This window comes from Kribbella sp. NPDC004138 (assembly GCF_053603655.1).
In genome coordinates this window covers 400,842-426,622 of sequence record NZ_JBSGFZ010000001.1, presented here as the reverse complement: position 1 = coordinate 426,622, position 25,781 = coordinate 400,842, and the positions used below count along the sequence as shown (strand labels likewise).

The following is a 25,781-nucleotide window of genomic DNA, read 5'->3' as shown; positions in this document are numbered from 1 at the left end:
TGGCCGGGGGGAACGGGGGCTCCGTGGGGGCCTTACTGTGGGGGTCCATGTTTGGGGGTGTGGTGGGCGGGGGCTTACATATGCGGTTCCCCCCCCGCCGCGAAACCGCCGTACTCCTCACTGATGACCAGGTCGACCGGAGCGTTCCCGTCGACGGTGAACGGGTTCTCCTTCGACACCGGCGGGGCGACCGGCGTCGTGGAACATCCGCTCAGGACCGCGCCGGCCAGCGCTCCCTGCAGTAGTGTCCGGCGTTTCAGCATCCCGGCAGGCTACCTATTTCACGCCTCCGGCGGTGACGGAGACCTGCAGTTGACGCTGGAAGATGATGTAGACGACCAGAACCGGCGCCACCGTGATCACCACGGCCGCGAACAGCGCGCCGAAGTCCACCGCATAGCCGGCTTGCGACGCGAACGAGGCCATGCCCTGCGAGAGCACGTAGTTCTTCGAGTCGGTGTTCAGCGCGACCGGGAGCAGGAACTGGTTCCACAACCCGAGGAAGTTGAAGATCGCGACCGATGCCATCCCCGGCCGGGCCATCGGCAGCATCACCGAGAAGAACGAGCGCCACTCACCCGCGCCGTCGATCTGCGCCGCCTCGTAGACCTCTCCCGGCAGCGCCTTGAAGAAGGCGTGCAGGAAGAAGACCGTGAACGGCAGTGCGAACGCGACGTAGGTGGCGATCAACCCGGGCAGAGTGTTGAGCAGGGCGAGGTTCTTCAGTACGAAGAACAGCGGCACGATCGCCAGGAAGACCGGGAACGTCAGCCCGGCCAGCATGGAGTAGTAGATCAGCCGGTTGCCGGGGAACGTGAACCTGGCCAGCACGTACGCGCACATGGCCCCGAGGATCATCACCAGCACCAGCGCGGAGCCCACGACGATCACGGTGTTCAGGAAGTACCGGCCGATACCGGCCGTGGTCCAGGCGTTGGCGTAGTTCTCGAAGCGCAGCTTGCTCGGCAGCGACAGCGGGTTGCCCAGGACCTCCTGCGTCGACTTGAACGAGGACAGCAACGTCCACAGCAGCGGCAGGATCACCAGCAGCGACCACAGGATCAGCGCGACGTGGGCGGTCGTCGCCACGCCTCTGCCCTCGCGGGCCCCGTGATGGGGCGCGCGGCGGGCCCCGGCAACGACGTCGGCCCGGTCAGTGGCGGTGGTTGTCATCGGCGTACCTTCACTTTCCGCTCACGTCCGCCGGTCAGCGCGTTCACCACGAAGACCAGGAGCGCGAACAGCATCGTCACCGCGGCCAGGACCACGCCCATCGCCGTCGAATATCCGAACTGCCCCTTGGTGAAGGCAGTGGTGAACAGCTGCTGGGGCATGACGAGAGTCGAGTTCTGCGGCCCGCCGCCGGGGTTCAGCGCCTGCATGTAGACGAAGGCGTCGAGCGCGGCGATACCGAGGTAGATGTAGGCCGTCTGCACGTTGTCCCGGATCAGCGGCACCGTCAGCGACACCGCGGTCCGGAACCGGCCGGCGCCGTCGATCCGGGCCGCCTCGAACACCTCGGGGTCGATGCCTCGGATGGCGGCGATGAACAGCACCATGTAGAAGCCGACGAAGCCCCAGATCATCACGAACATCGAGGCCGGCATCGCGGTCCGCGCGTCGCCGAGCCACGCGTAGTTCTCGAACTGCTCGAGCCCGATCTTGGTCAGCACCGCGTCCAGGATGCCCGAGCCCGGCGTGAACACCTGGGCCCAGATCAGTCCGATCACGATCGCCGGGATCACGTACGGGAAGAACGAGACGATCCGGTAGAAGCCGGAGTTTCGCAAGCCGCGGACGGTCCCGGTGCCCGAACCGCCGATCGTCACCAGCGTGGCCAGGGTCAGCGCCAGCACGATCGTCACGATCGGCACCACGATCGCGAGCAGGATGTTGTTGCGAACGGCCTTCAGGAAGATGTCGTCGTGGAACAGCTTCACGTAGTTGTCGAAGCCGACGAAGTTCTGCCCCGCGCTGAACCCGGACCAGTCGGTCAGCGAGTAGTACAGCGCCTGCACGAACGGCGAGACGACGAAGATCACGAAAACCGCCAGCGGCAGGCCGAGGAACACGACCATGAAGCTGACCCGATCGAAGGTCAGCGGCCGGCGGCGCCGGGTGACGGACCGCTGGGGTCCGTCACCCGGCACAGCTTCTTGCGTGGTGGTCACTTCGTGACCGGGATCTTCTTGACGGAGCTGTCGTTGCGCACCTTGTCGGTGATCTGCTGCAGGCCCTTCGTCAGGCCGGCCGCGTCGATCTGGCCGGACAGGAACGAGTTCCAGACCACGAGGTTGTCGGTGTTCATGCCGTACAGGCCGACGAACTGGTAGTCGAAGACGTTGGTGCCGGCCGCGTCCAGCATCGCGGTCTGCGACTGCAGCGCGGTCGAACCGAAGCCGTCCGCGGGCACCAGGCCCTTGACGATCGTCGGCGCCAGCCGGGTCTTGGCGAAGTTGGTCGCCGCTTCCTTGGACAGCATGGCCCGCAGCAGCTCCTTGCCGCCGGCAACGTTCTTGCCCTTCGACGGGACGATGAACGGCTCGCCGGCCGCGCTGCGCAGCGACTCGTACGGCAGCTTCGGGCTGTCGGAGAGCACCGGCTCCGGCACGCCCTTCATGTTGAAGCCCGCCTTGGTGGCCTTCTTCATCTCGTTCTCGATCCACGAGCCCGAGGGGTAGAGGATGGCCTGCTGGTCGTTGCTCCACTTCGCCTGCGCGGCGGTGAACTGGGTACCGGCGCCACCGGGGACGAAATACCCGTTCTTGACCATCGTCTCCAGGGCCTTGAAGATGCCCTGGATCTGCGGCATCGACCAGCAGTTCTCCTTGAGGTTCTCCAGCGCCAGCCGGACCTCGTCGCCACCCTCCTTGATCGCGCCGTCGACGGCCATCGTGTGGTAGTAGGTGGCGGCTTCCTTGCCCCAGACGAACAGGTACTTGCCCTTCGCCTTGGCCTTGGCGCCGAGGTCGAGCAGCGCGTCGTACGTCTTCGGCGGCTCCCAGCCGTTCTCCTTGAACAGGCTGTCGGAGTACCAGATGCCGTAGAGGGTCAGCACGTAGTTCATCGCGACGAACTTGTTGTCGAAGGTACCGGGGTTCTTGGCGCCCGGGTACAGGGTGTCGGCGATCTTCGTGCCCTCGTAGTTGTTGGCCTCGAAGACGTCGTCGAGCGTCGACAGCTGGTCCAGGATCGTGTTGAAGCCGATCTGGTTCGCGCCGGAGTTGTCGATCAGGTCCGGCGGGTTGCCGCCGACGAAGCGCGGCTGCAGCTGCTGGGCGATCTGGGTCGACGGAGCAACCTTGAACGTCGAGCCCGCGAACTTCTTCTGCGCGATGTTGGCCGCGAACGTCACGTAGTCGTAGCCGTAACCGCCGTTGAAGATGACCGCGTCGACAGTCGCCTTGTCGGCCATGCCGAACGGGTTGTCCGCGGTCTTGTCGGCACCGCCACTGCCGGAACCGCTGTCGTCGCTGCCACTGCCGGCACAGGCCGCCAGCAGCGTGCTGCCGCCGGTCGCCATCAACGTGCCGACCGCCGCGCGCTGCAGGAACAGCCGCCGCGAGAGGTTGTTGGGAGTGGTCATCATGCCGCCTTCCGAGTGATGATTCAGGCAGTGCGCCGGATACGACCGGCGTACCGTGCTTCAAGGGCGTGGTTGTGCTCGTCGCCGCCCGGGATGTTCGCAGACAGGTACACCGGCGGCGTCTCGCCGGCGTCCGTCATCCGGCGCAGCACCTCCGCGACCAGCAGCTGCGCGATCAGCGCGGCGGTGATGGACGACACCGCACACACCTTGCCCGCACCGTCGGGCAGGTCGAGGACGGAGTCGCCGTACGGCGCGTGGTTGTCGAGGACCACGTCGGCGAAGTCGATCAGCTTCTTGCCGGACGGGTGCCGCGACTCCATACCGCCGGTGTGCTGCAGCGAGGTGATCGCGATCAGCGGGTGGCCCTTCTCCTTGACCACACTCGCGAGCTCGACGATCGAGCCGTTCACACCGGAGTTCGAGGCGATGACGAACAGGTCGCCCTCGCGGGCGGCGGACAGCTCGTAGAGCTTCCGGGAGTACTGCGGGTCGCGCTCGAGCTCCGCACTGCGCAGCAGCTCGGTCGGCTCACCGCCGAGCAGCACGAGATCGCGCAACGCGATCCGGTTGGTGGCGATCAGTCCGCCGGCCCGGCCGGCGATCTCCATCGCCAGCGCCTCGGAGTGGCCGGAGCCGAACGCCTGGATGACGCCGTTCGCGCGCAGCGACGTGGTCATCAGGTCGGCCGCCCGCTGGATCGGGCCGTCGATCTGTGTGGTGACTGCAGCCATGATCGGCATCAGGGTTTGAACATAAGCCTGCGCGCTCACGCCGCTCGTCTCCCCCGTGTTATCGCTGGCCATCAGCGGGCCCACCCCTCGACTACTGTGCTCGCAGCGACACTCCAGGTGCCGACAAATGCGCAAGTTTGCGGTTTGCTGGACAGAACTTTTCTCAACTCGCAGCTAAAGTCAAGGCTCATTCGTGTGATCTCCCCAGATCGGGACCGTTGCGTAACCTTGTTTCCTTGTGCTTACTTATAAGCTCTTTCGAGCAGTTTGGAGCATCGCGTATGTCGGTCGAACGCCCGCTTCCGGACGCTGACGCCGCACCTGTCGACCAGGTGGTCCTGCTACCTGCCGGACCGCTGGTCCTCGGCGGCGACCTCGGCGGTACGTCCACCCGGATCGTGATCGCGGACTCTGAGGGCAACGTAATCGGTCGCGGCGCCGCAGCGGGAGGGAATCCGACCAGTCACCCCGCAAGCGCGGCGGCCAACTTCGGGCAGGCGCTTCACGCCGCGCTGGCCGGACTGGACCCGACGGCCGTCCAGGCGGCCGTCGTCGGTATGGCCGGCGGCGTGGCGCTCGCACGACCGGACGTGGCGGCCCAGTTCGAGGCGGCCTGGACGGGCGCGGGCCTGATCGTTGCCCCCGACTACATCGGCGATCTCGAGGTCGCTTTCGCCTCTGGCACGCCGGAACCGGACGGCACCGTGCTGATCGCGGGCACCGGCAGCAACGCCGGTCTGGTGCGCAACCACCAACTCGTGCGCACCGCGGGCGGGCACGGCTGGCTGCTCGGCGACGACGGCTCCGGTTTCTGGCTCGGCCGCGAGGCGGTCCGCAGCGTGCTCCAGGCACTCGATCTGCGCGAGCCGCTCGGGGCGCTCGGGCAGGCCGTCGTACAGGCGATCCTGTCCGATCGGGACGAGAATGCAGCTGCACAGCGTGAAGGATACGACGCGTTGCGTGACGATCTGGTGAGGACGGTGAACAGCCGTCCACCCGTTCTACTCGCCGAGCTCGCGCCGGCGGTGATCGCGGCGTACGCACAGGACGACGAGACTGCGCGGGCCTTGGTGAAACGCGCAGCCGAACTGCTCACAGAAACGGCCGCCCGGCTGAAGACAACGTCGGACAAGGGCCCGATGGTCCTCGCGGGCAGTGTCGCGGGTGAATCTTCACCCGTCGGACAACTCATCCGGCAGCATTTTGCCGGCGAAGTCCTGACCGCTCGCGACGGCGTAGGCGGCGCCACCTGGCTGGCCCTGGGCGCCCTCGACCCAGCCCTCCCCACCCCCGCCAACCACACCCGCCTGGTTTCACACTGAACCTGAGACCACTTGTGGTGGGCGGAGACCTGGCACAACAGGTCCCAGCCCACCACTGCAGGTCTCAGGTTCGAGGGATCAGTCGAAAACTGACACCGGGCGGACCTCCACCGCGAAGAACTCGGCCTCGGGGATGGTGGCGGCTACCTCCTCGGCGCGGGTCTGGGAGGCCACGTCGATGAGGAAGACGCCGGCCAGCTGTTCTTTCGCCTCGGAGTAGGGGCCGTCGGTGGTGGCGCGGACGCCTTCGCGGACGCGGACCACGCGGGTCTTCGACGGCGGGTCGAGCGGGACGGCCGTGATCAGCTCACCGTTGGCGTCGAGTTCCTTCAGCAGGTTGTCGAGCTGGGCGGCGAGCGCGTCGCGGGCCTGCTTCGGCAGCGCCTTGCCGGCCTCGGTGTGCAGGAACGACGGGTGTCCCCAGGTGATCGGGTTGCTGTGGATCATCAGCAGGTACTTCATGACCGGTGTCCTTTCGGGCAGTTGTCGGATCTTCGCAGCAGAGGTCGGAAGCAACCGGGCGCACTCGACATTTCGGCACTTTAGGGTGACGTGCATGGAGGAGATCGACTTCCGGACGGCCGACGGGCGGGTCCTGCACGGTTACGACAGTGCCCCCGGCGACGACGCGCGCCTGGCCGTGGTCTGGCATCACGGCACACCGAACCTGGGGACCCCGCCGGCGCCGCTGTTCGAGGCGGGCGAACGGCTCGGCATCCGGTGGATCTCGTTCGACCGGCCGGGGTACGGCGGTTCGACCCCTGCACCACATCGCACGATGGCGTCGGTCGCCGCCGATCTGACCGCGCTGCTGGACACGCTCGGCGTCGGCACCTGCGCCCTGATGGGCTACTCGGGCGGCGGCTCGTACGCATTGGGCGCCGCCGCGGTCCTCGGCGATCGGGTCGAGGCGGTCGCGACCTTCGCCGCGATCGCGCCGTACGACGCCGAAGGCCTCGACTGGTACGACGGCATGGTCGCGTCCGGCCGCGCATCGCTGCAAGCCGCCGCTGCGGGCCGGGACGCGAAGGTACGGCACGAGAGCTCCGGCGCCGAGTACGACCCCGAGTTCACACCGTCCGACCTGGCCATGTTCGACGGACCGTGGGGCTGGCTCGGCTCGATCGCCGGCGAGCAGTCGATGCCCGGCGGCCCGGACGGCCTGATCGACGACGACTGCTCGTACACCCACCCCTGGGGCTGTACGCCGAGTGCGGTCACCGCTCCGGCGCTCCTTGCCCACGGCACCGCCGACGGCATCATCCCGTGCGCCCACGCCCGCTGGCTGGCCGACCGTCTCCCGGCCGCAACGCTCGAGATGCACCAGGACCTCGGCCACGTCTCGATCCTGAGCCGGGCCGAACCCGCCCTGGAATGGATTCGTGACCGAACTGGCTGAATCGTCAGCTTGTCATCGGGGTACCGGGCGGGCGTGCTGCTTGCGGAGCGCTATCGCACGTCCGAGATCCTCGGCCACGGTGGGATGGGCGAGGTCTATCGCGGGTGCGACGAAATCCTGGGTCGCCCGGTCGCGGTGAAGCTCCTCCGGCCGGACCTGCGCGATCCGTTCGCCGCGGCACGGTTCCGGCGCGAGGCCCGGGCGGCCGCCATGGTGCGGGATCCGCACGTCGTCGCGGTCTACGACTTCGGCCACTCCAACGGCGAGTACTACCTGGTCATGGAGCTGCTTGAGGGCCGCAGTGTCGCGCACGAACTCGCGCTGCACGGTCCGCTCCCCCCGGACCGCGCGGTCAGCATCGTCCAGCAGGTGGCCCGCGGGCTGGCGGCCGCGCACCGGCACGGCATCGTGCACCGCGACATCAAGCCGGACAACCTGCTGATCGACGTCGACGGCTCGGTGAAGATCGCCGACTTCGGCATCGCGCACTCGCCCGGCGGAACCATCACGCCGGCGTCGTCGGGCCTGATCCTCGGCACCAGCCTCTACCTCGCCCCCGAGCGAGCCCTGGGACAGCCGGCCACGCCCGCCACCGACGTGTACGCCCTCGGCTGTGTGCTGTACCAGCTGCTCACCGGGCGTCCGCCGTTCGAGGGCGAGAACCCGACCGTGGTCCTCTCCCAGCACGTCCAAGCCTCGCCGACCGTGCCCGAGGAGGTTCCGGCACCGGTCGCAGACCTGATCCACCGGATGCTGGCCAAGGAACCTGCGGAGCGTCCGACGACCGACGAGGTCGCTTCCTGGGCCTTCGCCGACCCGCGGAACGCGACGACGGCCGAACTCCCTCCCCCACCGCTACGCCGGAACCGGCGGGCGGTTTTCCTGGCCCTGGCCGCGCTGCTCACGCTCGCAGCAGCGGTGACCATCGGCCTGCTCACGGCTCAGGACCCCGGTACGCCGCCGGCGCCGGCGGACGTCGCCCCGTCCGGCGCCCCACGGCAGACGGCTCCACCGCCCAAGGCGGTCACGACCCCGACCGCGACGGCCACCAAGGCGACCACCAGAACACCGCCCGCGACCTCGGCACGGCCGACGGCCCGGACCCACGCGACGTCGCAACCCGCCGCCAAGCAGCCTTCCGGCAAGCACAAACCGAAGCCGGGCAAAACGGGTAAACGCTGACAAGCACTGACATTCCAAGCAATGCCTTGACATCCGATCAGGCCTGCCGCATATTCCAAGCATGTCTTTGGAAAAGGATCCGCGGCGGACGCGGCTGCTGAGTGACCCGCTGGCGATCCGGGCGATGGCGCATCCCGTCCGGCTCGACCTGCGGTCGCTGCTGGGGCGTGAGGGACCGATGACCGCGGCGGAGGCCGCGCGGCATCTCGGGATCAGCCAGGCGCTGGCATCCCATCACCTGCGACAGCTGGCGAAGTACGACTTCGTCGAGCCGGCTCCGGGCAAGGACAACCGCGAGCGGCCGTGGCGCCTGGTCTCGACGTCGCAGTCCTGGCGGGACGCGATGCGGACACCCGAGGGCGCCGCGGCCGCCGAGGTCCTCGAGCAGCTGATGGCCGAGCGCGCCCTCGACGACCTCGCGAAGTGGCAGCAGCAACGGCTGCACGAGGACCCGGTGTGGCGCGACAACTCCGGCATCGGCCAGACCGGGGTCTACCTGACCGGAGAGGAGCTCGCCGAACTCGTCGGGCAGATCGACGCGCTGCTGCAGCGCTGGGTCGACGAGCGGCCCATTGACGACAAGTCCACCCGCCCGCCGGGCAGCCGGCACGTCTCGTTGACCCAGATCCTCACCATCTCACCGGAGCAGGAGGAGCGATGAAGGACTTGTGGGGCGTCCTCGCGCGGCAGCGCGACTACCGGCTGATGCTCGGCGCGGGCCTGATCTCGCTGATCGGCGACTGGCTGCTGCGCACCGGACTCGCGTTCCAGGTGTACGTGCTGACCGGCTCGACGCTCGCGTCCGGCGGCCTGCTGCTGGCATCGTTCCTGCCGGCCGTCCTGCTCGGCTCGCTGGCAGGCGTCTTCGTCGACCGCTGGAACCAGCGGACCACGATGATCGTGACGAACGTGCTGAACGCGCTCGTCCTGATCCCGCTGGTCGCCGTCCACGACGCGAGCACGATCTGGATCGTGTACGGCGTCGTCCTCGCGCAGAGCTGTCTGCAGCAGTTCTTCACGCCGGCCGAGCAGTCGCTGGTCCCGGTCCTGGTGAACTCCGACCAGCTCGTGACCGCGAACGCGCTGAACAGCCAGATCCGCGATCTCGCCCGGCTGATCGGCGCCGCGCTCGGCGGTGTGCTGGCGGCCGCCGGCGGACTGACGTTACTGGCGCTCGGGGACGCCGCGACGTTCCTGATCGCGGTCGGCCTGGTCGCCGCGATGCGGCATCGGCAGCAGCGGCCCGAGACGACAGAGGAGACCGCGGGTGGGGCGATCAAGCGGCTGAAGGAAGAGTGGACCGAGGGGCTGCGGCTCTGTGTCGCGGGGCCCGCGATGCGGCTGGTCTTCGTGTTCTGCCTGGTCACCGGGGTCGGCGAGGGCGTCATGAGCACACTGTTCGCGCCGTTCGTCAGTGCCGAGGTCGGCGGCGACGGGAAGGTGTACGGACTGATCGTGTCGTCGCAGGCGATCGGCGGGATCATCGGCGGCCTGGTCGCCGCCGCGATCGGATCGCGGTGGCCGGCGGCGACCCTGTGGGGCATCGGCGCGCTCGCCTTCGGCCTGATCGACACCGCGCTGTTCCTCTACCCGCTGGTGTCGAGGAGTGTGATCCCCGCGTTCGCCTGCATGATCGTGGTCGGCCTGCCCGGCGCGCTCACCATCGCCGGCATGATGACGGTCTTCCAGAACCTCACCGTCGACGGCACCCGCGGCCGTATCTTCGGCGCGGTCGGCGCCGCCGAGAGCGTCGCCGTCCTGGTCGGCATCGCCGCGGCCGGCTTCCTCGGCGACGCCGTCGGCATCATCCCGGTCCTCGTCGTCCAGGGCCTCGGGTACGTCGCCGGCGGGCTCGTCGTCCTCAGTCGGCGGCGGATGCTGGCGCCGCGGCCGGAAGCTGTTCTTCCTCAGCCGGCTTGACCCGGTGCAGCCGGACCCGCGCGACCCGGCGGCCGTCCATCTCGGTCACGGTCAGGGTGTGAGTCTCGAACGCGACCTCGTCGCCGGTGGACGGGACCTTCCCGAGCTGGGCGGCGAGGAAGCCGCCGACGGTCTCGTACGGGCCGTCGGGGAGCTCGATCGCGGTGGCGTCGGCGAAGTCGTCGAGGTTCAGCAGGCCGTCGACCTCGATGTCGCCGCTGCGCAGCCGGGTGGTCTCGGCCGCCTCCTCGTCGTACTCGTCCTTGATGTCGCCGATCAGTTCCTCGACCAGGTCCTCGAGCGTGACGATGCCGGCGGTGCCGCCGTACTCGTCGAGCACGATCGCCAGGTGCGTGCTGCGGCGGCGCATCTCGGTCAGGGTCGGCAGCAGCTTCGCGGTGTCCGGCAGCATCAGGACCTCGCGCGCCAGGTCGCCGACCCGCACCGAACGGGTCGCGACCGCCGGGTCGAACAGGTCCCGGACGTGCACGAACCCGACGATGTCGTCGGCCGAGCCGTTCATCACCGGGTACCGCGAGTGCGGCCGCTCGGCGGCGAACTTGACCGCCTTGTACGCCGGCATCTCCGCGTCGACGAAGTCCACCTCGGTGCGCGGCAGCATCAGCTCGCGCAACTGCCGGCTGCCGGCCTCGAAGACGTCGTCGACGATCTTGCGCTCCTCCTCGCCGAGCGACTCGTGCGCCGAGACCAGGTCGCGGAGCTCCTCGTCGGTCATCACCTCACGGTTCGCGTTCGGGTCGCCGCCGAGCGCGCGGACCACCAGGTCGGTCGACTTCGACAGCAGCCAGATCACCGGCCGCGCGCCGGACGCGATCCGGTCCACCAGCGGCCCGAGGGCGAGCGCGAATCCTTCCGCCCGCTGCAGCGCCAGGCGTTTGGCGGCCAGCTCGCCGAGCACGATCGACACGTACGAGATCAGGATCGTGATCAGCACCAGCGCGACCGTGTCGGAGACCGACTCGGGCAGGCCGAGCTGCTGCAGCTTCGGCGAGAGGCCGTCGGCGAGCGTCGCGCCGCCGAAGGCGGCGGACAGGAAGCCCATCAGGGTCACGCCGATCTGCACGGCGGACAGGAACCGGTTCGGGTTGGCGGCCACCTTCGCGACGATCTCGCCGCGCCGGCCGCGGTGCGAGAGCGCCTTGAGCTGGCTTTCGCGGAGCGAGACCAGGGCCATCTCGGCCGCGGCGAAGACCCCGCCGATCAGCACGAAGACCAGGATCAGGACGATGTTGAGCAGGGTGTCGTTCATGGGTGGGTTTTCCTAGCGCCCTCTCGTCGACAGTCGAGAGGGCGGGCGTTGGGCGTAGTCGTCCATCTACCAACTCTAGCGGTGGGCAGTCCCACCGTGCATGTTCGAGTTTGTTGGTTTACGATGATTCCTGGCCGGACGCGTCGTACGGCCGGGAGGGTCACACGATGAACACACCCCGCGGCGTCCGCCGTACCGACACCAAACTGTCGGACGGCCGCGAGCTGATCTACTACGACCCGGCCGACGCGCCGGCCCGGGTGCCGCTCGAGGACACCCGCGGGCTGCCGGCCCCGCAACCGCAGATCGAGCTGCGCACCGACCCGCTCACCGGTGACGTCATCTCCTACGCGACCCACCGCAACACCCGCACCTACCTGCCGCCGGCCGACCAGTGCCCGCTGTGCGCGAGCAAGCCGGGCAACCCGACGGAGATCCCGGATCACGACTACAACGTCGCGGTCTTCGAGAACCGGTTCCCGTCCTTCGCCGGCCCGGGCCGGACCGAGGTGATGTGCTTCACCAGCGACCACAACCAGTCGTTCACCGACCTCTCCCAGGGCCAGGCCCGGCTGGTCGTCGACACCTGGGCCGACCGGACCGCCGAGCTCGGCGCCCGCGACGACGTCGAGTTGGTCTTCCCCTTCGAGAACCGCGGCCGTGAGATCGGCGTCACGCTCAGCCACCCGCACGGTCAGATCTACGCCTACCCGTTCCTGCCGCCGCGGATGCGCACCCTGATGGCGCAGGCGCGCAAGCACCAGGAAGTTGCCGGCAGCAACCTGTTCGCCGACGTGCTGGCCGCCGAGCGCAAGGAGGGCACCCGGGTCATCGCGGAGAACGGCAACTGGACCGCGTTCGTGCCGGAGGCCGCCCGCTGGCCGGTCGAGGTGCACCTGTACCCGCACCGTCAGGTCGGCGGCATCGACGAGCTGTCGGTCGGCGAGCGCGACGACTTCGCCGAGCTGTACCTCGACGTCCTGAGCCGCTTCGACGGCCTGTACGGCGAGCCGCTGCCCTACATCGCGGCCTGGCACCAGGCGCCGGTCCGGATCGATCGCGAGCTCGGCTACCTGCACCTGGAGCTGTTGTCGATCCGGCGGGCCAAGGACAAGATCAAGTACCTGGCCGGCTCCGAGTCCGGCATGGGCGCGTTCATCAGCGACACCCGGCCCGAGGACGTGGCCGAGACCCTGCGGAAGGTTGGCTCGTGAGCTTTCAGGACGTTTTCGGTGCCGCGCCGGACGGCAGCTGGCGCGCGCCGGGCCGGGTCAACCTGATCGGCGAGCACACCGACTACAACGACGGCGTCGTGCTGCCGATCGCCCTGCCGAACCAGATCGTGGTGACCGCTGCCCGGCGCACCGACGGCCGGGTCGCGGTCACGTCCGGCGGGCACACCGGCGTGGTCGAGTTCGCGCTCGACGACCTCGCGCCGCACTCCGTCGGCGACTGGGCGGCGTACCCGGCGGGCGCCGCCTGGGTCCTGCGCGAGTCCGGGTACCCGATCGGCGGCGCGAACCTGCACTTCGAGTCCGACCTGCCCTCGGGTGCGGGTCTGTCGTCGTCCGCGGCGCTGCTCTGCGCGACCGCCGTCGCGCTGCTCGGCCTCGTCGACGTGGAGATCGACCCGGCCGAGGTGGCCCGGCTCGCCCAGCGCGCCGAGAACCAGTACGTCGGCGCGCCCGTCGGCCTGATGGACCAGACCGCGTCGATGTGCTGCACGGCCGGTCACGCGCTCGCCTTCGACATCCGCTCCGGCGCGCTGGACCAGATCCCGTTCGACCCCGAGGCCGACGGCCTGCGGTTGCTCGTCGTGGACGTGAAGGCGCCGCACCGGCACGCCGACGGCGAGTACGCCGCGCGCAGGAAGAGCTGTGAGCACGCCGCGGCCGCACTCGGCGTACCGGCCCTGCGTTCGGTGGAGTACGACGGGCTCGACGCCGCGCTCGCGCGCCTCGACGACGACGTCGACCGGCGCCGCGTCCGGCACGTGGTGACCGAGATCAGGCGCACCGAGGACGCGATCGCGCTGATGCGCGCCGGCCGGCTGCGCGACGTCGGGCCGCTGTTCACCGCGTCGCACGTCTCGTTGCGCGACGACTTCGAGGTCACCGTGCCCGAGCTGGACGTCGCGGTCGGCGCGGCGCTCGAGGCCGGTGCCCTCGGCGCGCGGATGACCGGCGGCGGTTTCGGCGGCTGCATCATCGCGCTGGTCGAGGCCGCGACGGCCGACTCCGTGCTGGCGGCGATCGAGAAGGCCTTCGCGGACCAGGGATTCAGCGCACCGACGTCGCTCGCCGCGACCCCGTCGGCCGGAGCCTCCCGGATCAGCTAGGTCGGGTCAGCTAAGAAGCGATCACCAGGTCGCAGCCCGTGTCCCGCATGGCCTTGCGGGCCGCGGTCGACAGGCCGTCGTCGGTGACGATCACGTCCAGGTCGGACCAGGTCGCGAAGGTACTGAGGCCGACGGTCCCCCACTTGGTGTGGTCCGCGACCACGACGACCTCACGGCTCGCCGCGATGAACGACCGGTTGGTCTCGGCCTCCATCAGGTTCGGCGTGCTGAGCCCGTGCTCGGCGTCGACGCCGTGCGCGCCGAGGAACAGCAGGTCCAGGTGCAGCGAGGCCAGGGCCGCGGTCGCGATCGGCCCGACCAGCGCGTCCGACGGCGTCCGGATGCCGCCGATCAGCACGACGGTGCGGTCCGAGCGCCCGTTGCCGTGGAACACGTCGGCGATCCGCGCCGAGTTCGTGACAACTGTCAAGTTCTCCACCCGGAGCAGCTGACGGGCCAGCGCGTACGTCGTCGTACCGGCGCCGATGCCGATCGCGCTGTCCGGCTGGACCCGGGTGGCGGCCTCGGCCGCGATCGCCTGCTTGGCCGCGGACTCCTGGGTGAGCTTGGCGTCGAAGCCCGGCTCGTGCGCGCTGCGCAGCCCCACCGAGGTGGCGCCGCCGTGCACCTTGTGCAGCAGGCCGCTCGAGTCCAGGGCGTCCAGGTCGCGCCGGATCGTCATGTCCGAGACGCCGAACCGGTCGACCAGTTCGGCCACCGTGATCGCGCCCCGGCTGTTGACCTCGGCAACGATTGTGGCCTGCCGCTGGGCGGCCAACTGGCCGCCGCGCCCGCGTGGCGGTTCTGCTCCGGCTGCGTTCACGCCTCACAGCCTAATCGCGGAACGTCCCCCTGTCAGGGAAATGTGTTGCCCGGCCGGTGGCAGCGCGTCACGCTGGAGCATGCGATTTCCCGAGGATGTCCCCGAGCTGACCGACGGCGTGGTGACCCTGCGTGCGCACACGGCGGACGACGTCGAGCCGGCGTACCGGATGTGCCAGGACCCGGTGATGCAGCAGTGGACCACCATCCCGCTCCCGTACCTGCACGAGCACGCGGTCGGCTACCTCACCGAGATCATCCCGGCCGGCTGGCGCGAGAACACCTCGTGGGCGTGGGCGATCGAGTACGACGGGGCGTACGTCGGCACCGTCGACCTGCGCGACGGCGAGGGCGAGGTCGGCGAGGTCGGCTTCGCGGTGTCGCCGGACGTCCGCGGCCACGGGGTGATGACGCGCGCGCTCCGGCTCGTGGTGCGGCACGCGTTCGACGGGCTCGGCTGGGACCGGGTGATCTGGCGCGCGTACGTCGGGAACTTCGCGAGCCGGCGGGTCGCCTGGAAGACCGGATTCCACGGCCTGGTGACGATTCCGGGCGGCGGGTTGTCGCGCGGCGTCCGCAAGGACGAGTGGGTCGCGTCGATCGGTCGCGACGACGAGCTCGAACCGCACGGCCACTGGTGGACGGTGCCGGTGCTCGAGGGCGGCGCGATCCGGTTGCGGCCGCTGCGCGAATCGGACGCGCAACGGGTGATGGAGGCGTGCGGCGACGAGCGGACGCAGCAATGGCTGACCGGCATGCCCTCGCCGTACGGGCTGGACGACGCCAAGGGCTTCATCAACAACCGGCCCGTGGCCGCGGCGGAGGGCGAGGCCGTGGCGTGGGCGATCGCGGACGCGGTCACCGACGAGCTGCTCGGCAACGTCAGCGTCTTCGGGATGAACCACCGGATGGACAAGACGGTCGGCGAGCTCGGGTACTGGATGCACCCGGACGCCCGCGGCCGCAAGGTGATGTCGAGCGCCGTCGAGCTGGTGATCGCGCACGCGTTCCGGCCGACCGAGGACGGCGGCCTCGGCCGCCGCCGGCTGGTAGTGAAATGCGCCGCCGGGAACACCGCCTCCGCGCACGTTGCCGAGGCCAACGGCTTCACCCGGGTCGGCAACGAGCGCAGCGCCGACCGGCGCCGCGACGGCAGCTACGACAACCTGCTCACCTACGACCTGCTCGCCGGCGAGTACGCCGCCCGCCCCTGACATCTCAGGGGCCAACCCCTGACATGGCCGGTTGGCACCCGAGGAACCGGGTCCGCAACCGACCACCCAAAGGGTTGACCCCTCAGACGTCCAGGCGGTAGTGGTGACCGGCTGGAGGCAGAGGTTTACGGCGAGTTGGTGACAAACGACACCGGTTCCCCTCGCCGTGGCGCGATCGGGCTGCTTGAATCGACGGGTGAGAGATCGTGAGGAACTCGTCCGCCGTTGGCAGGCCGGGTGGTCCGTCTCGCGGGGCTGGACCACGGTTGAGGACGACAACGACGGCATCCTGATCGTCCGGGCAGGTGAGGAGAGCCGGCCGACGGAGTACGTCGTACTGGATGCCGACAACAAACCGGAGCGGGTGGAACGAGCCGCCCAGCTGGCCCTCGCCGACGGCGGCGGGCGCGGCTCGGGTTGGATCACGCTGGCCACCGACGACAAGGAGGCCCGGATCGAGCAACTGGAGAATCTCGGCCTCGAGGTCCAGCAGGACCAGGACTGGCTGATGACGATCCAGCTCTCGGAACAGCCGGCTCTGAAGCTGCAGGACCGCTACGCGCTGCACACCGAACTCGAGGACGACCTGATCATCACCCGCGCCACGATGCACGGCGGGGTGGTGTCGAGCGGCCGGATGGCAGTCGTCGGCGAGGACGCGGTCGCGGACCGGATCGAGACCGACCCGGCGCATCGCCGGCGCGGACTCGGCAGTGCGGTGATGGCGTCGCTGGTCGAGGCGGCCGCGGCGAAGGGCGCCAAACGCGGCATCCTGATCGCGTCCATCGACGGCCTGCGGCTGTACCGCAGCCTCGGCTGGAAGGTCATCTCCGACATCGTCATCGCCCGCTCCCGCTGACATTCAAACGATTGCCATAGTCAAACCGTTGTAAAGCGCGGTCTGCGCAGGAGTTGGCAAGCTCTTGCCTGGGCAAGGCTGCACAGCATGACGAACCACAGACGTCCCACGCGCAACGGCGTAGTGGGTCCGCTCCTCGCCTCCTTGTCGGCTCTTGCCCTGATGGCCGGGGTCGGGTGGTTCGTCATGCGTACTACGGACAGCAGGGTGACGAGCCAGGAGACGCCCGTCACGACGATGACGACCGCTGCCGACGACGCCCCGTCGACGACCTCGGTCCGTCCGACGAGTCCGTCGTACACACCTCGCCGTACCCCGTCCCAAACCCCGACCACCACCAAGAGCGTGACGCCGCGGCCGACGCGCTCGACGACGGCTCCGAGCCGGGGCGGCACGCGGACGCCCCGGCCAAGCACGTCGTCACCGACGCCCACGCGCTCCGCGACCCCGACGCCGACCAGGACGACCAAGACCTCCAAGCCCGTCGGCGGATCCGGCCCGGCCGAGTCGCAGGTCCTGGACCTGACCAACCAGGAGCGGGCGAAGGCCGGCTGCGGACCGCTGCGGACCAACAAGGCCCTCACCCAGGCCGCCGAGGCGCACGCGGCCGACATGGTCGACCAGCACTACTTCGCGCACGACAGCCTCGACGGCCTCAGCCCGTTCGACCGGATGAAGGCGGCCGGATTCCGCGGCGGTGCGATGGCCGAGAACATCGCCGTCGGTTACTCCACCGCGGCCGCGGTCGTGCAGGGCTGGATGAACAGCCCGGGCCACCGCGCGAACATCCTGAACTGCTCGTACACGATGATCGGCATCGGCTACGACAGCGGCGTGGTGAAGCCGGACTGGGGCAACGGCAGCTGGGTGCAAGATTTCGGCGGGTGACCCGCCAGTTCAGTCAATCGTTTTCTTCAGGATTCGTTAAGAGGGTCATCGGCTCTGTAACGATGACCTCGCGCGTCGGTTAAGGTCGCTGTTCGGTGACCAGGGGGGACCTGGCTGTAGTACGGGGAACGACGCGCAACTCGGTACGAAAAACGAAGAGGATTCGCCCATCCCATGACGGATTCGCCTACCCCCCGGCGGCACCGCGGCAGTAGACGAGCTCCCCGCAGGAGCCGTGGCCTGGTCGGCCCGATCGTCAGCGCGCTCTCGGTCCTGGTCGCGATCGGCCCTGTGGTCTGGCTGATGTCTCGCGACACGTCCCGGGTCGACGACACCGCGAAGGTCCTGAACGTCTCCGAGGAGAGCCGCGTCGACGGTGGCTCGGCGGTCGAGGGTACGACGGCCGGCACCCCGCTGATCACCATCACCAAGACCTTGCCGAACGGCCGCACGACCACTGCCGTGCTCGGAACGCCGGCCCTCGGCGGTGCCGCGAACTCCACGACGCCCGGCACACCGACCATCTCGGGTACGCCGAGCGACACGCCCGGCAACGCGCTCAGCACGCCGACGGCACCCACCGTCGGCGTGACCACCGTGACCGTGCGGCCGACCACGCCGCGCAGTACGGAGACGAAGACCGGCCGGCCGCGGCCTACGAAGACCGCGACCACGACCGGTACGCCGACCAAGACCCGGAGCACCAGCCCGACCCCGAGCGACACCCCGGAGCCGCCGACGAGCGGCGGCGGGACCAACACGCAGGAGCGGCAGGTCCTCGAGTACACGAACCAGATCCGGGAGCAGCAGGGCTGCGGCCCGCTCCGGCTGGACAGCGCGCTCGTCGAGGCGGCCGGGAAGCACGCGTCGGACATGGTCCGGCGGCATTACCTGGACCACACGAACCCCGACGGACAGGACCCGGGCGACCGGATGGCGGCCGCCGGGTACCGCGGGTCGAGCTGGGGCGAGAACATCGCGGCCGGCTACGACAGCGCGCAGAAGGTGGTCGCCGCCTGGATGCAGAGCGACGGGCACCGCAAGAACATCTTGAACTGCCGATTCACCTCGATCGGCATCGGGTACGACCCCGGCCGGGTGCGGTCGGACTGGGGACCCGGCAGTTGGGTCCAGGACTTCGGCCGAAGCTGAGGCCGGGCCGACATGGTTGTCATTGTGCCTAGAACACCGAGTGTGGCCGGAATGTTGTCCCACGGTCACAATGTCCGGCCGGTTCGCGGTCGGTCGCGGCGGGTAGATCCGTCCTTGTCATGTTGCCGGACGTTCCTGGGGGGCTCCGGTGAGACGGCTGGTGAGGCGTCTCGATCTGGCGAGGAACGTCTTGGGGGCGCGACTTTGAAGGGAACAACGAAATAATGTCCGAGTCCGGCAACGGCCGGTACAAACCGCGCCGGAAGGCGACCCGAGCGGCCTCCCGCTCGACGCGGTCCGGCAACCGGTCCACTCCGCCCGCGGAATCCACCCCGGCCGCTCCGCCCGAGCCGCCGCGCTACGCGCCGCGGACGAGCGACGAGTCGCCGTTCTGGGCGAGTGCGCCGAAGGGCGGCTCGTCCAGCGAGTCCCCGTTCTGGGCCAACGGCAACCAGTCGCGCCCCGCCACACCCCAGTACGCCCCTCGCGGTGCCCTCCCCAGCTACACCGCCCCCGACACGACCTCTGGCCTGCCCACGCGGCCGGCCGAGGAGTCCACCTCCGGTACGGCGAACCGGCGACCTGCCGGTGGTACGCCGTCGTGGGTCGAGCAGTCCCTCACGGGCGACAACGAACCACCGAGCCGCGCCCGCCGAGCAGCCCGCTCCGAGCCCCCAGCCCCCCTGGGCGAAACCGCCGGCACCTGGTCCTCCCGCCGAGCCACCGACGACTGGGCCACCCTGGCAACCCCACGCTCCGAGGCCACCCGAGGCTCGGACGGCTCCGGCCTCGCGGGCGGCGCGAGGGGTGCCGGGACCACGGCTGCTGACGACCTAGCCAACGCCGGACGTCGGTCGGCCCCTCGAAACGAGGCGGCAGACGCCGGCGCGGCAGCCCTAGCAGCAGCCGGCCAAGGCACACCAGCCACAAGCACCAATGCCCCCGGCGTCGGCGCGGACGACCGAGCAGCAGCACGTACACGCGCCACAGAAGCCGGCCTCGGCGCGACCGGCTTCGGCACGGAGCGCGCGGACGGTCGCTCCGCGGCAGGCGCACAGGCTTCCGAAGCCGGGCTGGGTGCAACCGGCCTCGGTGGAACCGGCTTTGGCGGGGAGCGGTCGGGGGTAGGTGCGCGGGCGGGTGAGGCTGGTGTGGGTGGAACCGGCTTCGGGGCTGATCAGTTGGACGGTCGCTCGACGTCAGGCGCCTTCGGTGCGGCTGGTGTGGATGATGCGGCCGCGCATGTTGCCGGTGGTGGGCGTGGAGCTTCTGGGCCGGGAAGTTCTGGGCGCGGGAGTTCCGGGCCTGGCGGGCCGGGACGGCGGGCTGCGGCTCGGTCGGCGGCTGCTGAGCGGGCTTCGCGGGGGCGGCGGGCGGTGATCGCGATCGCGTCCGTGGTGCTGGTGATCACGCCGATCTCGTGGATCCTGCTGCACCAGCCACAGAACGACGATGCCGACGCGTCGGTGCCGATCGTCACGCGTACCGACGACACCTACATCACCCCGACCACGAAGGCGGCCAAGGTCACCCCGTCGGCCAAGGTCACCGTCCCCCCGACGGCGACCCCGTCGGCCACCCCGACCAGCACCCCGTCGGCCACCCCTTCGACCACGCCGACCGAGAGCCCGACGGACACCCCGACCGACAAACCGACCAAGTCGTCGACCCGCACCCCCACGGTCGCACCGACCTCGGCCCCGACCGCACAGCCCACCACCGCGCCGACCTCGCCGGGCCGTACGGTCACCACCCCCGGGCCGACGCAGACGACCACGACCCCGCCACCACCACCGGTCGACGGCGGTATGGCGCCCAACGAGAAGCAGTTGTTCGACATGATCGACAACGCGCGCGCTGACAACGGCTGTGCTCCGCTGAAGCAGGACCCGAGCCTGACCACCAGCGCAAGAGGGACAGCAGGCAGCCGGTCAAAGACCGGCAGCGGGATGAACGACTCGTCCGGATCGCAGGTCGGGGCCGGCGGCGACAAGATGAACGCCCAGCAGGCCTACGACGACCTGATGGCGGACAGCAAGGGCACGGTCCTGAACTGCAGCCTGGACACGCTCGGCGTCGGCTTCGGCACCTCGGAACGCTGCACGCTGTGGCTCATCGGATGCATCGCCTCGACCGACCGCAACGTCTGGGTGGCGAACTTCTCGTAGTAACCCCCGCACGATTCCTCCCGGTTGGTGCGACCATGGTTTTGCGACCTGGTCCACCAACCCGGGGGAGGCTGGATGTTTTCCGAGCGTGATGACGTGGATCGGGTGGAGCCGGCGCATTTCGGGATTCATCCGGACGCGTTGGCGGCGGAGCGGCCGGATCCGCGGCCCGAGGAGGCCAGGCGGATGGGGCTGAGCCGGCACACCGAGGAGGGCGCGGTGCTGTCGTTCGCGTCGTCGCTCGACCGCGGCAAACCGGCGCACCGGATGATGGCCTGGATCCTGCTCGTCACGTTCGCGGCGCCGGTGATCTACATCCTGCTCGTGCTGCTGTAGAACTCCTGCCGATGTCGCTGCGGCGTCGTCCCCAGCACGCCGTGGAAGTGATGCCGTAACGCGTCGCTGCTCCCGAACCCGCTCTCCGCGGCTACCCGCTCGACCGGCAGATCCGTTGTCTCCAGCAACAACCGCGCCCGGTCCAGCCGCTGCCGCAGCAACCAGGCCTGCCCCGAGCTCCCGGTCCGCGCCCGGAACTGCCGGGTGAAGGTACGCCGGGACATCGCCACCGCCCCCGCCCACTCGTCCAGCGAGACCGGCTGGTCGAGCCGCGCCCGCGCCCACACCATCGCCTTCTCGATCACGTCGTCGGCCGGGTCCGGCGGCACCGGCACCGGGATGTACTGCGCCTGCGAGCCGCTCCGGTGCGGCGCGACCACGATGTCGCGGGCGACCTTCTCGGCCATCTCGACCCCGAGATGCGTCCGCACGAGGTGCAGGCAGCAGTCCAGCGAGGCCGCCGTACCGGCGGATGTCACCAGATCCCCCTGATCCGACCACAGCACGTCCGCCCGTACGTTCAACGACGGGTACCGAGACCGCAGCTCGTCCGCGAACCGCCAGTGCGTCACGACTTCACGTCCCGCGGCGATCCCACTCTCCGCGACCAGGAACGCCCCGAGGCACAGCCCGACCACGGTCGCACCTCGCGCGTGCGCCCGCCGGATCGCGTCCAGCAGTACGTCGGACGCGACCAGCCCGGGCTCCCAGCTCGGCAGCACCACGACATCGGCGCGCTCCATCACCTCGAGCCCGTGGTCCACCGTGATCCCGAACCCGGCGCTGGTGGGAAACGACCCGGGCTGCTCGGCACACACCTGCACGTCGTACCGGTCGGGCAGGCCGCGGCGCTCGCCGAGGACCAGGCACGGCACGGACAGGTGGAACGGGCTCATCCCGGGATAGGCGAGGACCGCGACAGTACGCATGAGAACAGTATGGCCCGATCTTCGGAAACTATGGCTCCCGGGCCAATGGTGAGACAGGCCGCCAGGACGGAGGATCGTGGTCATGAAGATCACGCACATCGGCGGCCCGACCGCCGTCCTGAACCTCGGCGGTCTCACGTTCCTGATCGACCCCGCGTTCGACGAGCCCCGGGAGTACCAGCTCCCGGGCCGGGTGATGAAGAAGCTCACCGGCCCGGCGATCCCGGCCGCGGAGCTCGGCCCGGTCGACGTCGTCCTGGTGTCGCACGACCAGCACAAGGACAACCTCGACGACGCCGGGCGCGCACTGCTGGCCGGCATCCCGACGGTGCTGTCGACGCCGGACGCGGCCACCCGCATCTCCGGCGTCCGCGGCCTGGCGAACTGGGAGTCGGTCGACCTGCCGCGTCCGGACGGCGGCGTGATCACGGTGACCGGCGTACCCGCGCTGCACGGGCCGGAGGGTGCGGAGGAGGTCCTCGGAGTGGTCACCGGGTTCGTGCTGCAGGGCGAGGGACTGCCGACCGTGTACCTCTCCGGCGACAACGCGTCGCTCGGCCTGGTGAAGGAGATCGCCGACCGGTTCGCGCCGATCGACGTGGCGGTGCTGTTCGCCGGCGCCGCACGCACCACGCTGCTCGACGGAGCCAACCTGACCTTGACGTCCGCCGACGCGGTCGAGGCCGCGCGCCTGCTCGCCGCCGCCGTCGTCGTACCGGTGCACACCGAGGGGTGGGCCCACTTCACCGAAGGCCCCGGCCAGTTCGCAGCCGCCTTCGCGGAGGCCGGTCTGTCCGACCGCGTGAAGCTCCTCGACCACGGTGTCGCGACCGACCTTGATTGAGCACTTGACGAGCACGGAGCGTGACGGATAGCGTGTGCGACCGCCGGGGGGAACCGGCAGTTCGTGTTCATCGGGCCGGGGGGACATCGGCCCACTGCCAAGGGGGAATTCCTTGTTCGTACGACGCTTCCGCACGCTCTTTTCCGCCGCCACGGCCGCCGTGGTGCTGGCCGGTTCGGCGGCGCTGGCACCACTGCAGGCCGACGCGGCGATCACCGTGGTCCTGAGCGGCATCCAGTACGACCCGCCGGGCGCCGACGTCCGGACGAACGCCCAGCTGAACAACGAGTTCTTCACCGTGCGCAACATCAGCTCGCGGCCGATCAACCTGTCCGGCTTCCGCGTGCTGGACGCCGCCAACCACCTGTTCGTGTTCCCGCGCGGCTACGTCCTGCCGGGGCAGTCGACCGTGATCGTCCGCACCGGCAAGAACCGCAACCGCGCGCTCACGCTGTACTGGAACCAGAGCTGGTACATCTGGAACAACACCGGCGACACCGCCCGCTTCCAGACGCCGGCCGGCAAGACCTTCGACACCTGCACCTACAAGGCCGTCACCGGCCGCTACCGGGTCGCCTGCTAGCCGCGCGTCGCGGGCGCGGGATCGGCGCCCTCCGGGATCCACTCCTGGACGACGATCTCGTCGCCGACCCGGATGTTGCCCGGGGCAAGCACTGCGGCCTTGACGCCGAAGCTCACCCCGCCGCCGTACGCGGGCTCGCGGCGGTACGTCGCCAGCGTCCGGGTCGGTTCCGGCCCGGACTTGGCGCCGGTCACCTGGTCCACGGTCGGTACGGCGCAGCGGATTCCGCGCGCGGAGTACCCGATCCCGACCTCCCCGGCGGTCATCCGGAGCACCTGGTCCTCGGTGTGCGGTTCGTCCCAGCCGGAGACCACCAGGTTCGGCCGGAAACGGTTCATCGGGATCGCGTCGCCGCCGCGCTCGAGAATGCGGGCGTTCAGCCCGTCGAGTGACGACTGCGACGTGATCATCAGCGCATGCGCGTCGCCGAAGCCGGTCAGCCCGCGGTGCGCGCCCCAGCCCGGCCGCTCGTGCTCGGGCGTCACCCGGACCAGCGCCGCCGGGGTGCCGAGCCGCTCGGTGAACCACTCGTCCGCGGCCGGGTCCTGGACCACGCCGAGGCCGAACCACTTCTCGAACAGGCTGACGTCGCGCCGCTTCCCGTCGTACCGGATCCCGATCTCGAGATCCGGCGCGCCCGGCGCCGACAGCCGGAGCGCGTCACCGGCCACCTCGGCGTGCAGCGTCGCCATGGCCGGCAGCTTGCGCTGGCTGAGGAACGTCCCGTCGGGCTGGACGAGCATGAACAACCGGTCGTTCAGCAATCCGGTCGGTCCGACCTCAGCGGTCTCGACGGAGATCCCGGCGAGCCCCTTCACCGGGTAGTAGGCCAGGGCAGCAACCTTCACGACAGACACAGGCTCAAGCCTAACTGGCCTTGCTCTGTTGAAACGTGTTGAGTTATGTTTGAACACGTGGAGGACTTCGCAGCTGCCCTGCAACAGGTACGCCGGCACGCGGGCCTGAGTTACCGCCGGCTGGCCGAGCGCGCGCATTACTCACATCCACAGCTGATCCGCGCGACCAGCGGCAAGCAACTGCCGACGTGGGACGTGACAGCGGCCTATCTGCGGGGTTGCGGCGTCCCGGCGGACCTGATGCCCGTCTGGCGCCGGCGCTGGGAGCAGGCGAGCCGCGACCCGCGCGACATCGTCGCCTTGCTGGAGAACGCGGCGACCCTCGAGGACCTGGGTGCCGCGGTCGCGGCCCTCACACGGCCGCGCTCGTTGCGGGCGCTGGAACAGCAGACAGGGATCCCGCGGGCGACGATCCAGGCGTGGCTTCAAGGCACCCGGCTGGCCGGGCGGGACCGGCTGGACCACCTGGTCCGCTCGGTCGGCGCCACGCCCGAGGAGCGTGCGGCAGTCGCCCGCACGGCGGCTCGGCTCAGCGCCGACGCCGGGCAAGCGCGGGGCCGCGTCAGCCCCGGAACACCGAGGCCGGTGCGCGCGGCGTGAGGTAACCCTCCGCGTCGGTGAGCGGGGCCGCCTTGCCGGCGCGCTCGCCGAGCGGCATCACGTCGTACGGCGGTTGCGCCCGGCGGCCGGCGTCGGTCAGGTCGGGTACAGGTTGGCGCGACGCGACCATGATCACGTTCCCGAATCCCTTGCCGCGCAGGATCTTCCGCTCCGCGAGCACCACACCCGCCCCGATCGCCGCCTGAACGGTCGCCGCCGTCCGGCGGACGAACGGCAGGCCGGCCTTGCCGTCGATCAGGTTCGCGACCAGGACGCCGGTCGGCCGCAGCACCCGCGCGCACTCGGCGAAGAACTCCGCCGTCACCAGGTTCGCCGGGACGGCCTCGTGCTCGAAGGCGTCCAGGATCACCAGGTCCATCGAGTCGTCGTACACCTCGGTGATCCCCGCACGGCCACTGACCGGGCGGACCTTGATCCCGGAACGCTTCGGCAGCGGCAGCGCCTCGCGGACGAAGTCGGTCAGGTCCTCGTCGGGTTCGAGCACGACCTGCCGGGACCGCGGGCGGGTCACGGCGACGTACCGCGGCAGGCTCAGCGCGGCGCCGCCGACGTGCAGCACCGCGACCGGCTGACGCCGCGGCGCGACCGCGTCCACGACGTCACCGATCCGGCGCATGTACTCGAACGCCAGGTTGCCCGGGGCCGCGAGATCCACCTGCGACTGCGGCGACCCGTCGACCCGCAGCACGAACGTCCCGTCGTGCTGCACCTCGACACTGGCTAGCCCGGAGCCGACCTTGCGTTCCACCGGGCCATC

The 25,781-nt window shown here is 69.9% G+C and carries 27 protein-coding genes; 16 read left to right on the top strand and 11 right to left on the bottom strand.

Annotated elements, in window-relative coordinates; all coding sequences use genetic code 11:
* Positions 1-74: 74 nt before the first annotated feature.
* From ACWEOO_RS02025 to ACWEOO_RS02005, 5 genes are read right to left on the bottom strand one after another with little or no spacing between them, the layout of a single operon-like run.
* Positions 75-263, bottom strand: coding sequence for a hypothetical protein (locus ACWEOO_RS02025; protein ID WP_452141347.1), 189 nt, complete (start codon positions 261-263; stop codon positions 75-77).
* Positions 264-276: 13 nt separating this feature from the next.
* Positions 277-1,173 carry a carbohydrate ABC transporter permease gene (locus ACWEOO_RS02020; RefSeq protein WP_355473812.1) on the bottom strand — a complete coding sequence of 299 codons (897 nt, stop codon included), beginning with the start codon at positions 1,171-1,173 and terminating at the stop codon, positions 277-279.
* A complete protein-coding gene (locus ACWEOO_RS02015) occupies positions 1,170-2,171 on the bottom strand; it encodes a carbohydrate ABC transporter permease (protein ID WP_359938701.1) in 1,002 nt (333 codons plus the stop codon). Before ACWEOO_RS02015 ends, ACWEOO_RS02020 begins: the two co-directional genes overlap by 4 nt.
* Positions 2,168-3,589 (bottom strand): N-acetylglucosamine/diacetylchitobiose ABC transporter substrate-binding protein, encoded by a 1,422-nt coding sequence (gene ngcE / locus ACWEOO_RS02010; protein ID WP_452141346.1) that lies wholly within the window; start codon positions 3,587-3,589, stop codon positions 2,168-2,170. The genes ACWEOO_RS02015 and ngcE overlap by 4 nt, the downstream gene beginning before the upstream one ends.
* Positions 3,590-3,609: 20 nt before the next feature.
* Entirely contained in the window at positions 3,610-4,392 is a 783-nt protein-coding gene (locus tag ACWEOO_RS02005) for a sugar isomerase domain-containing protein (RefSeq protein ID WP_452141345.1), read from the bottom strand.
* A 209-nt stretch (positions 4,393-4,601) separates the two neighbouring features.
* Between ACWEOO_RS02005 and ACWEOO_RS02000 the strand changes: the two genes are divergently transcribed.
* The gene (locus ACWEOO_RS02000) at positions 4,602-5,642 is read left to right on the top strand and encodes an N-acetylglucosamine kinase (protein WP_452141344.1); all 1,041 of its coding nucleotides are present in this window, start codon (positions 4,602-4,604) and stop codon (positions 5,640-5,642) included.
* Positions 5,643-5,720: 78 nt separating this feature from the next.
* Here the strand turns inward: ACWEOO_RS02000 and ACWEOO_RS01995 are convergent, their stop codons facing one another.
* Positions 5,721-6,104, bottom strand: a complete 384-nt coding sequence (locus tag ACWEOO_RS01995; protein ID WP_452141343.1) for a YciI family protein — start codon at positions 6,102-6,104, stop codon at positions 5,721-5,723.
* Positions 6,105-6,198: 94 nt separating this feature from the next.
* Between ACWEOO_RS01995 and ACWEOO_RS01990 the strand changes: the two genes are divergently transcribed.
* The 4 genes from ACWEOO_RS01990 (at position 6,199) to ACWEOO_RS01975 (ending at position 10,143) form a co-directional block, all read left to right on the top strand.
* A complete protein-coding gene (locus ACWEOO_RS01990) occupies positions 6,199-7,041 on the top strand; it encodes an alpha/beta fold hydrolase (RefSeq protein ID WP_452141342.1) in 843 nt (280 codons plus the stop codon).
* A 33-nt stretch (positions 7,042-7,074) separates the two neighbouring features.
* Positions 7,075-8,223, top strand: a complete 1,149-nt coding sequence (locus ACWEOO_RS01985) for a protein kinase domain-containing protein (RefSeq protein ID WP_452141341.1) — start codon at positions 7,075-7,077, stop codon at positions 8,221-8,223.
* Between the two features lie 61 nt (positions 8,224-8,284).
* Positions 8,285-8,884, top strand: a complete 600-nt coding sequence (locus ACWEOO_RS01980; protein WP_452141340.1) for a helix-turn-helix domain-containing protein — start codon at positions 8,285-8,287, stop codon at positions 8,882-8,884.
* Positions 8,881-10,143 (top strand): MFS transporter, encoded by a 1,263-nt coding sequence (locus ACWEOO_RS01975; protein ID WP_452141339.1) that lies wholly within the window; start codon positions 8,881-8,883, stop codon positions 10,141-10,143. Before ACWEOO_RS01980 ends, ACWEOO_RS01975 begins: the two co-directional genes overlap by 4 nt.
* Here the strand turns inward: ACWEOO_RS01975 and ACWEOO_RS01970 are convergent.
* Positions 10,085-11,413, bottom strand: a complete 1,329-nt coding sequence (locus ACWEOO_RS01970) for a hemolysin family protein (RefSeq protein WP_452141338.1) — start codon at positions 11,411-11,413, stop codon at positions 10,085-10,087. The genes ACWEOO_RS01975 and ACWEOO_RS01970 overlap by 59 nt on opposite strands.
* A gap of 167 nt (positions 11,414-11,580) precedes the next feature.
* Here ACWEOO_RS01970 and galT point away from each other — a divergent pair, with 167 nt between their 5' ends.
* Together galT and galK are read left to right on the top strand one after the other, a co-directional pair.
* Positions 11,581-12,627: a galactose-1-phosphate uridylyltransferase gene (gene galT / locus ACWEOO_RS01965; RefSeq protein ID WP_452141337.1), complete on the top strand. Its 1,047-nt coding sequence runs from the start codon at positions 11,581-11,583 to the stop codon at positions 12,625-12,627.
* On the top strand, positions 12,624-13,751 hold the full coding sequence (gene galK / locus ACWEOO_RS01960) for a galactokinase (protein ID WP_452141336.1): 1,128 nt from the start codon (positions 12,624-12,626) through the stop codon (positions 13,749-13,751). The genes galT and galK overlap by 4 nt, the downstream gene beginning before the upstream one ends.
* A 10-nt stretch (positions 13,752-13,761) precedes the next feature.
* Here the strand turns inward: galK and ACWEOO_RS01955 are convergent, their stop codons facing one another.
* Entirely contained in the window at positions 13,762-14,574 is an 813-nt protein-coding gene (locus ACWEOO_RS01955) for a DeoR/GlpR family DNA-binding transcription regulator (RefSeq protein WP_359938672.1), read from the bottom strand.
* Between the two features lie 79 nt (positions 14,575-14,653).
* Between ACWEOO_RS01955 and ACWEOO_RS01950 the strand changes: the two genes are divergently transcribed.
* The 6 genes from ACWEOO_RS01950 to ACWEOO_RS01925 all read left to right on the top strand — a co-directional run bounded on the left by ACWEOO_RS01950 (position 14,654) and on the right by ACWEOO_RS01925 (position 21,190).
* Positions 14,654-15,787: a GNAT family N-acetyltransferase gene (locus tag ACWEOO_RS01950; RefSeq protein WP_452141335.1), complete on the top strand. Its 1,134-nt coding sequence runs from the start codon at positions 14,654-14,656 to the stop codon at positions 15,785-15,787.
* A 196-nt stretch (positions 15,788-15,983) separates the two neighbouring features.
* Positions 15,984-16,646: a GNAT family N-acetyltransferase gene (locus ACWEOO_RS01945; RefSeq protein WP_359938666.1), complete on the top strand. Its 663-nt coding sequence runs from the start codon at positions 15,984-15,986 to the stop codon at positions 16,644-16,646.
* Positions 16,647-16,832: 186 nt separating this feature from the next.
* The gene (locus tag ACWEOO_RS01940; protein WP_452141334.1) at positions 16,833-17,534 is read left to right on the top strand and encodes a CAP domain-containing protein; all 702 of its coding nucleotides are present in this window, start codon (positions 16,833-16,835) and stop codon (positions 17,532-17,534) included.
* A 174-nt stretch (positions 17,535-17,708) separates the two neighbouring features.
* On the top strand, positions 17,709-18,686 hold the full coding sequence (locus tag ACWEOO_RS01935; protein WP_452141333.1) for a CAP domain-containing protein: 978 nt from the start codon (positions 17,709-17,711) through the stop codon (positions 18,684-18,686).
* Between the two features lie 1,376 nt (positions 18,687-20,062).
* Complete coding sequence (locus tag ACWEOO_RS01930; protein WP_452141332.1) at positions 20,063-20,854, top strand: hypothetical protein; 792 nt, start codon at positions 20,063-20,065, stop codon at positions 20,852-20,854.
* Between the two features lie 75 nt (positions 20,855-20,929).
* Positions 20,930-21,190 carry a hypothetical protein gene (locus tag ACWEOO_RS01925; protein WP_355696210.1) on the top strand — a complete coding sequence of 87 codons (261 nt, stop codon included), beginning with the start codon at positions 20,930-20,932 and terminating at the stop codon, positions 21,188-21,190.
* Here ACWEOO_RS01925 and ACWEOO_RS01920 read toward each other — a convergent pair.
* Positions 21,166-22,119, bottom strand: coding sequence for a GlxA family transcriptional regulator (locus ACWEOO_RS01920; RefSeq protein ID WP_452141331.1), 954 nt, complete (start codon positions 22,117-22,119; stop codon positions 21,166-21,168). The genes ACWEOO_RS01925 and ACWEOO_RS01920 overlap by 25 nt on opposite strands.
* A gap of 82 nt (positions 22,120-22,201) precedes the next feature.
* On the opposite strand from ACWEOO_RS01920, the gene ACWEOO_RS01915 reads away from it, so the two are divergent.
* The gene (locus tag ACWEOO_RS01915) at positions 22,202-22,963 is read left to right on the top strand and encodes an MBL fold metallo-hydrolase (protein ID WP_452141330.1); all 762 of its coding nucleotides are present in this window, start codon (positions 22,202-22,204) and stop codon (positions 22,961-22,963) included.
* 112 nt (positions 22,964-23,075) lie between these two features.
* Positions 23,076-23,546: a lamin tail domain-containing protein gene (locus ACWEOO_RS01910; RefSeq protein ID WP_359938649.1), complete on the top strand. Its 471-nt coding sequence runs from the start codon at positions 23,076-23,078 to the stop codon at positions 23,544-23,546.
* Here ACWEOO_RS01910 and ACWEOO_RS01905 read toward each other — a convergent pair.
* Complete coding sequence (locus tag ACWEOO_RS01905) at positions 23,543-24,403, bottom strand: MOSC domain-containing protein (RefSeq protein ID WP_452141329.1); 861 nt, start codon at positions 24,401-24,403, stop codon at positions 23,543-23,545. The genes ACWEOO_RS01910 and ACWEOO_RS01905 overlap by 4 nt on opposite strands.
* Before the next feature lie 57 nt (positions 24,404-24,460).
* On the opposite strand from ACWEOO_RS01905, the gene ACWEOO_RS01900 reads away from it, so the two are divergent.
* Positions 24,461-25,003, top strand: coding sequence for a helix-turn-helix domain-containing protein (locus ACWEOO_RS01900; RefSeq protein ID WP_452141328.1), 543 nt, complete (start codon positions 24,461-24,463; stop codon positions 25,001-25,003).
* Here the strand turns inward: ACWEOO_RS01900 and ACWEOO_RS01895 are convergent.
* Entirely contained in the window at positions 24,966-25,772 is an 807-nt protein-coding gene (locus ACWEOO_RS01895) for a spermidine synthase (RefSeq protein WP_452141327.1), read from the bottom strand. The two genes, ACWEOO_RS01900 and ACWEOO_RS01895, sit on opposite strands and share 38 nt — an antisense overlap.
* Positions 25,773-25,781: the final 9 nt, after the last annotated feature.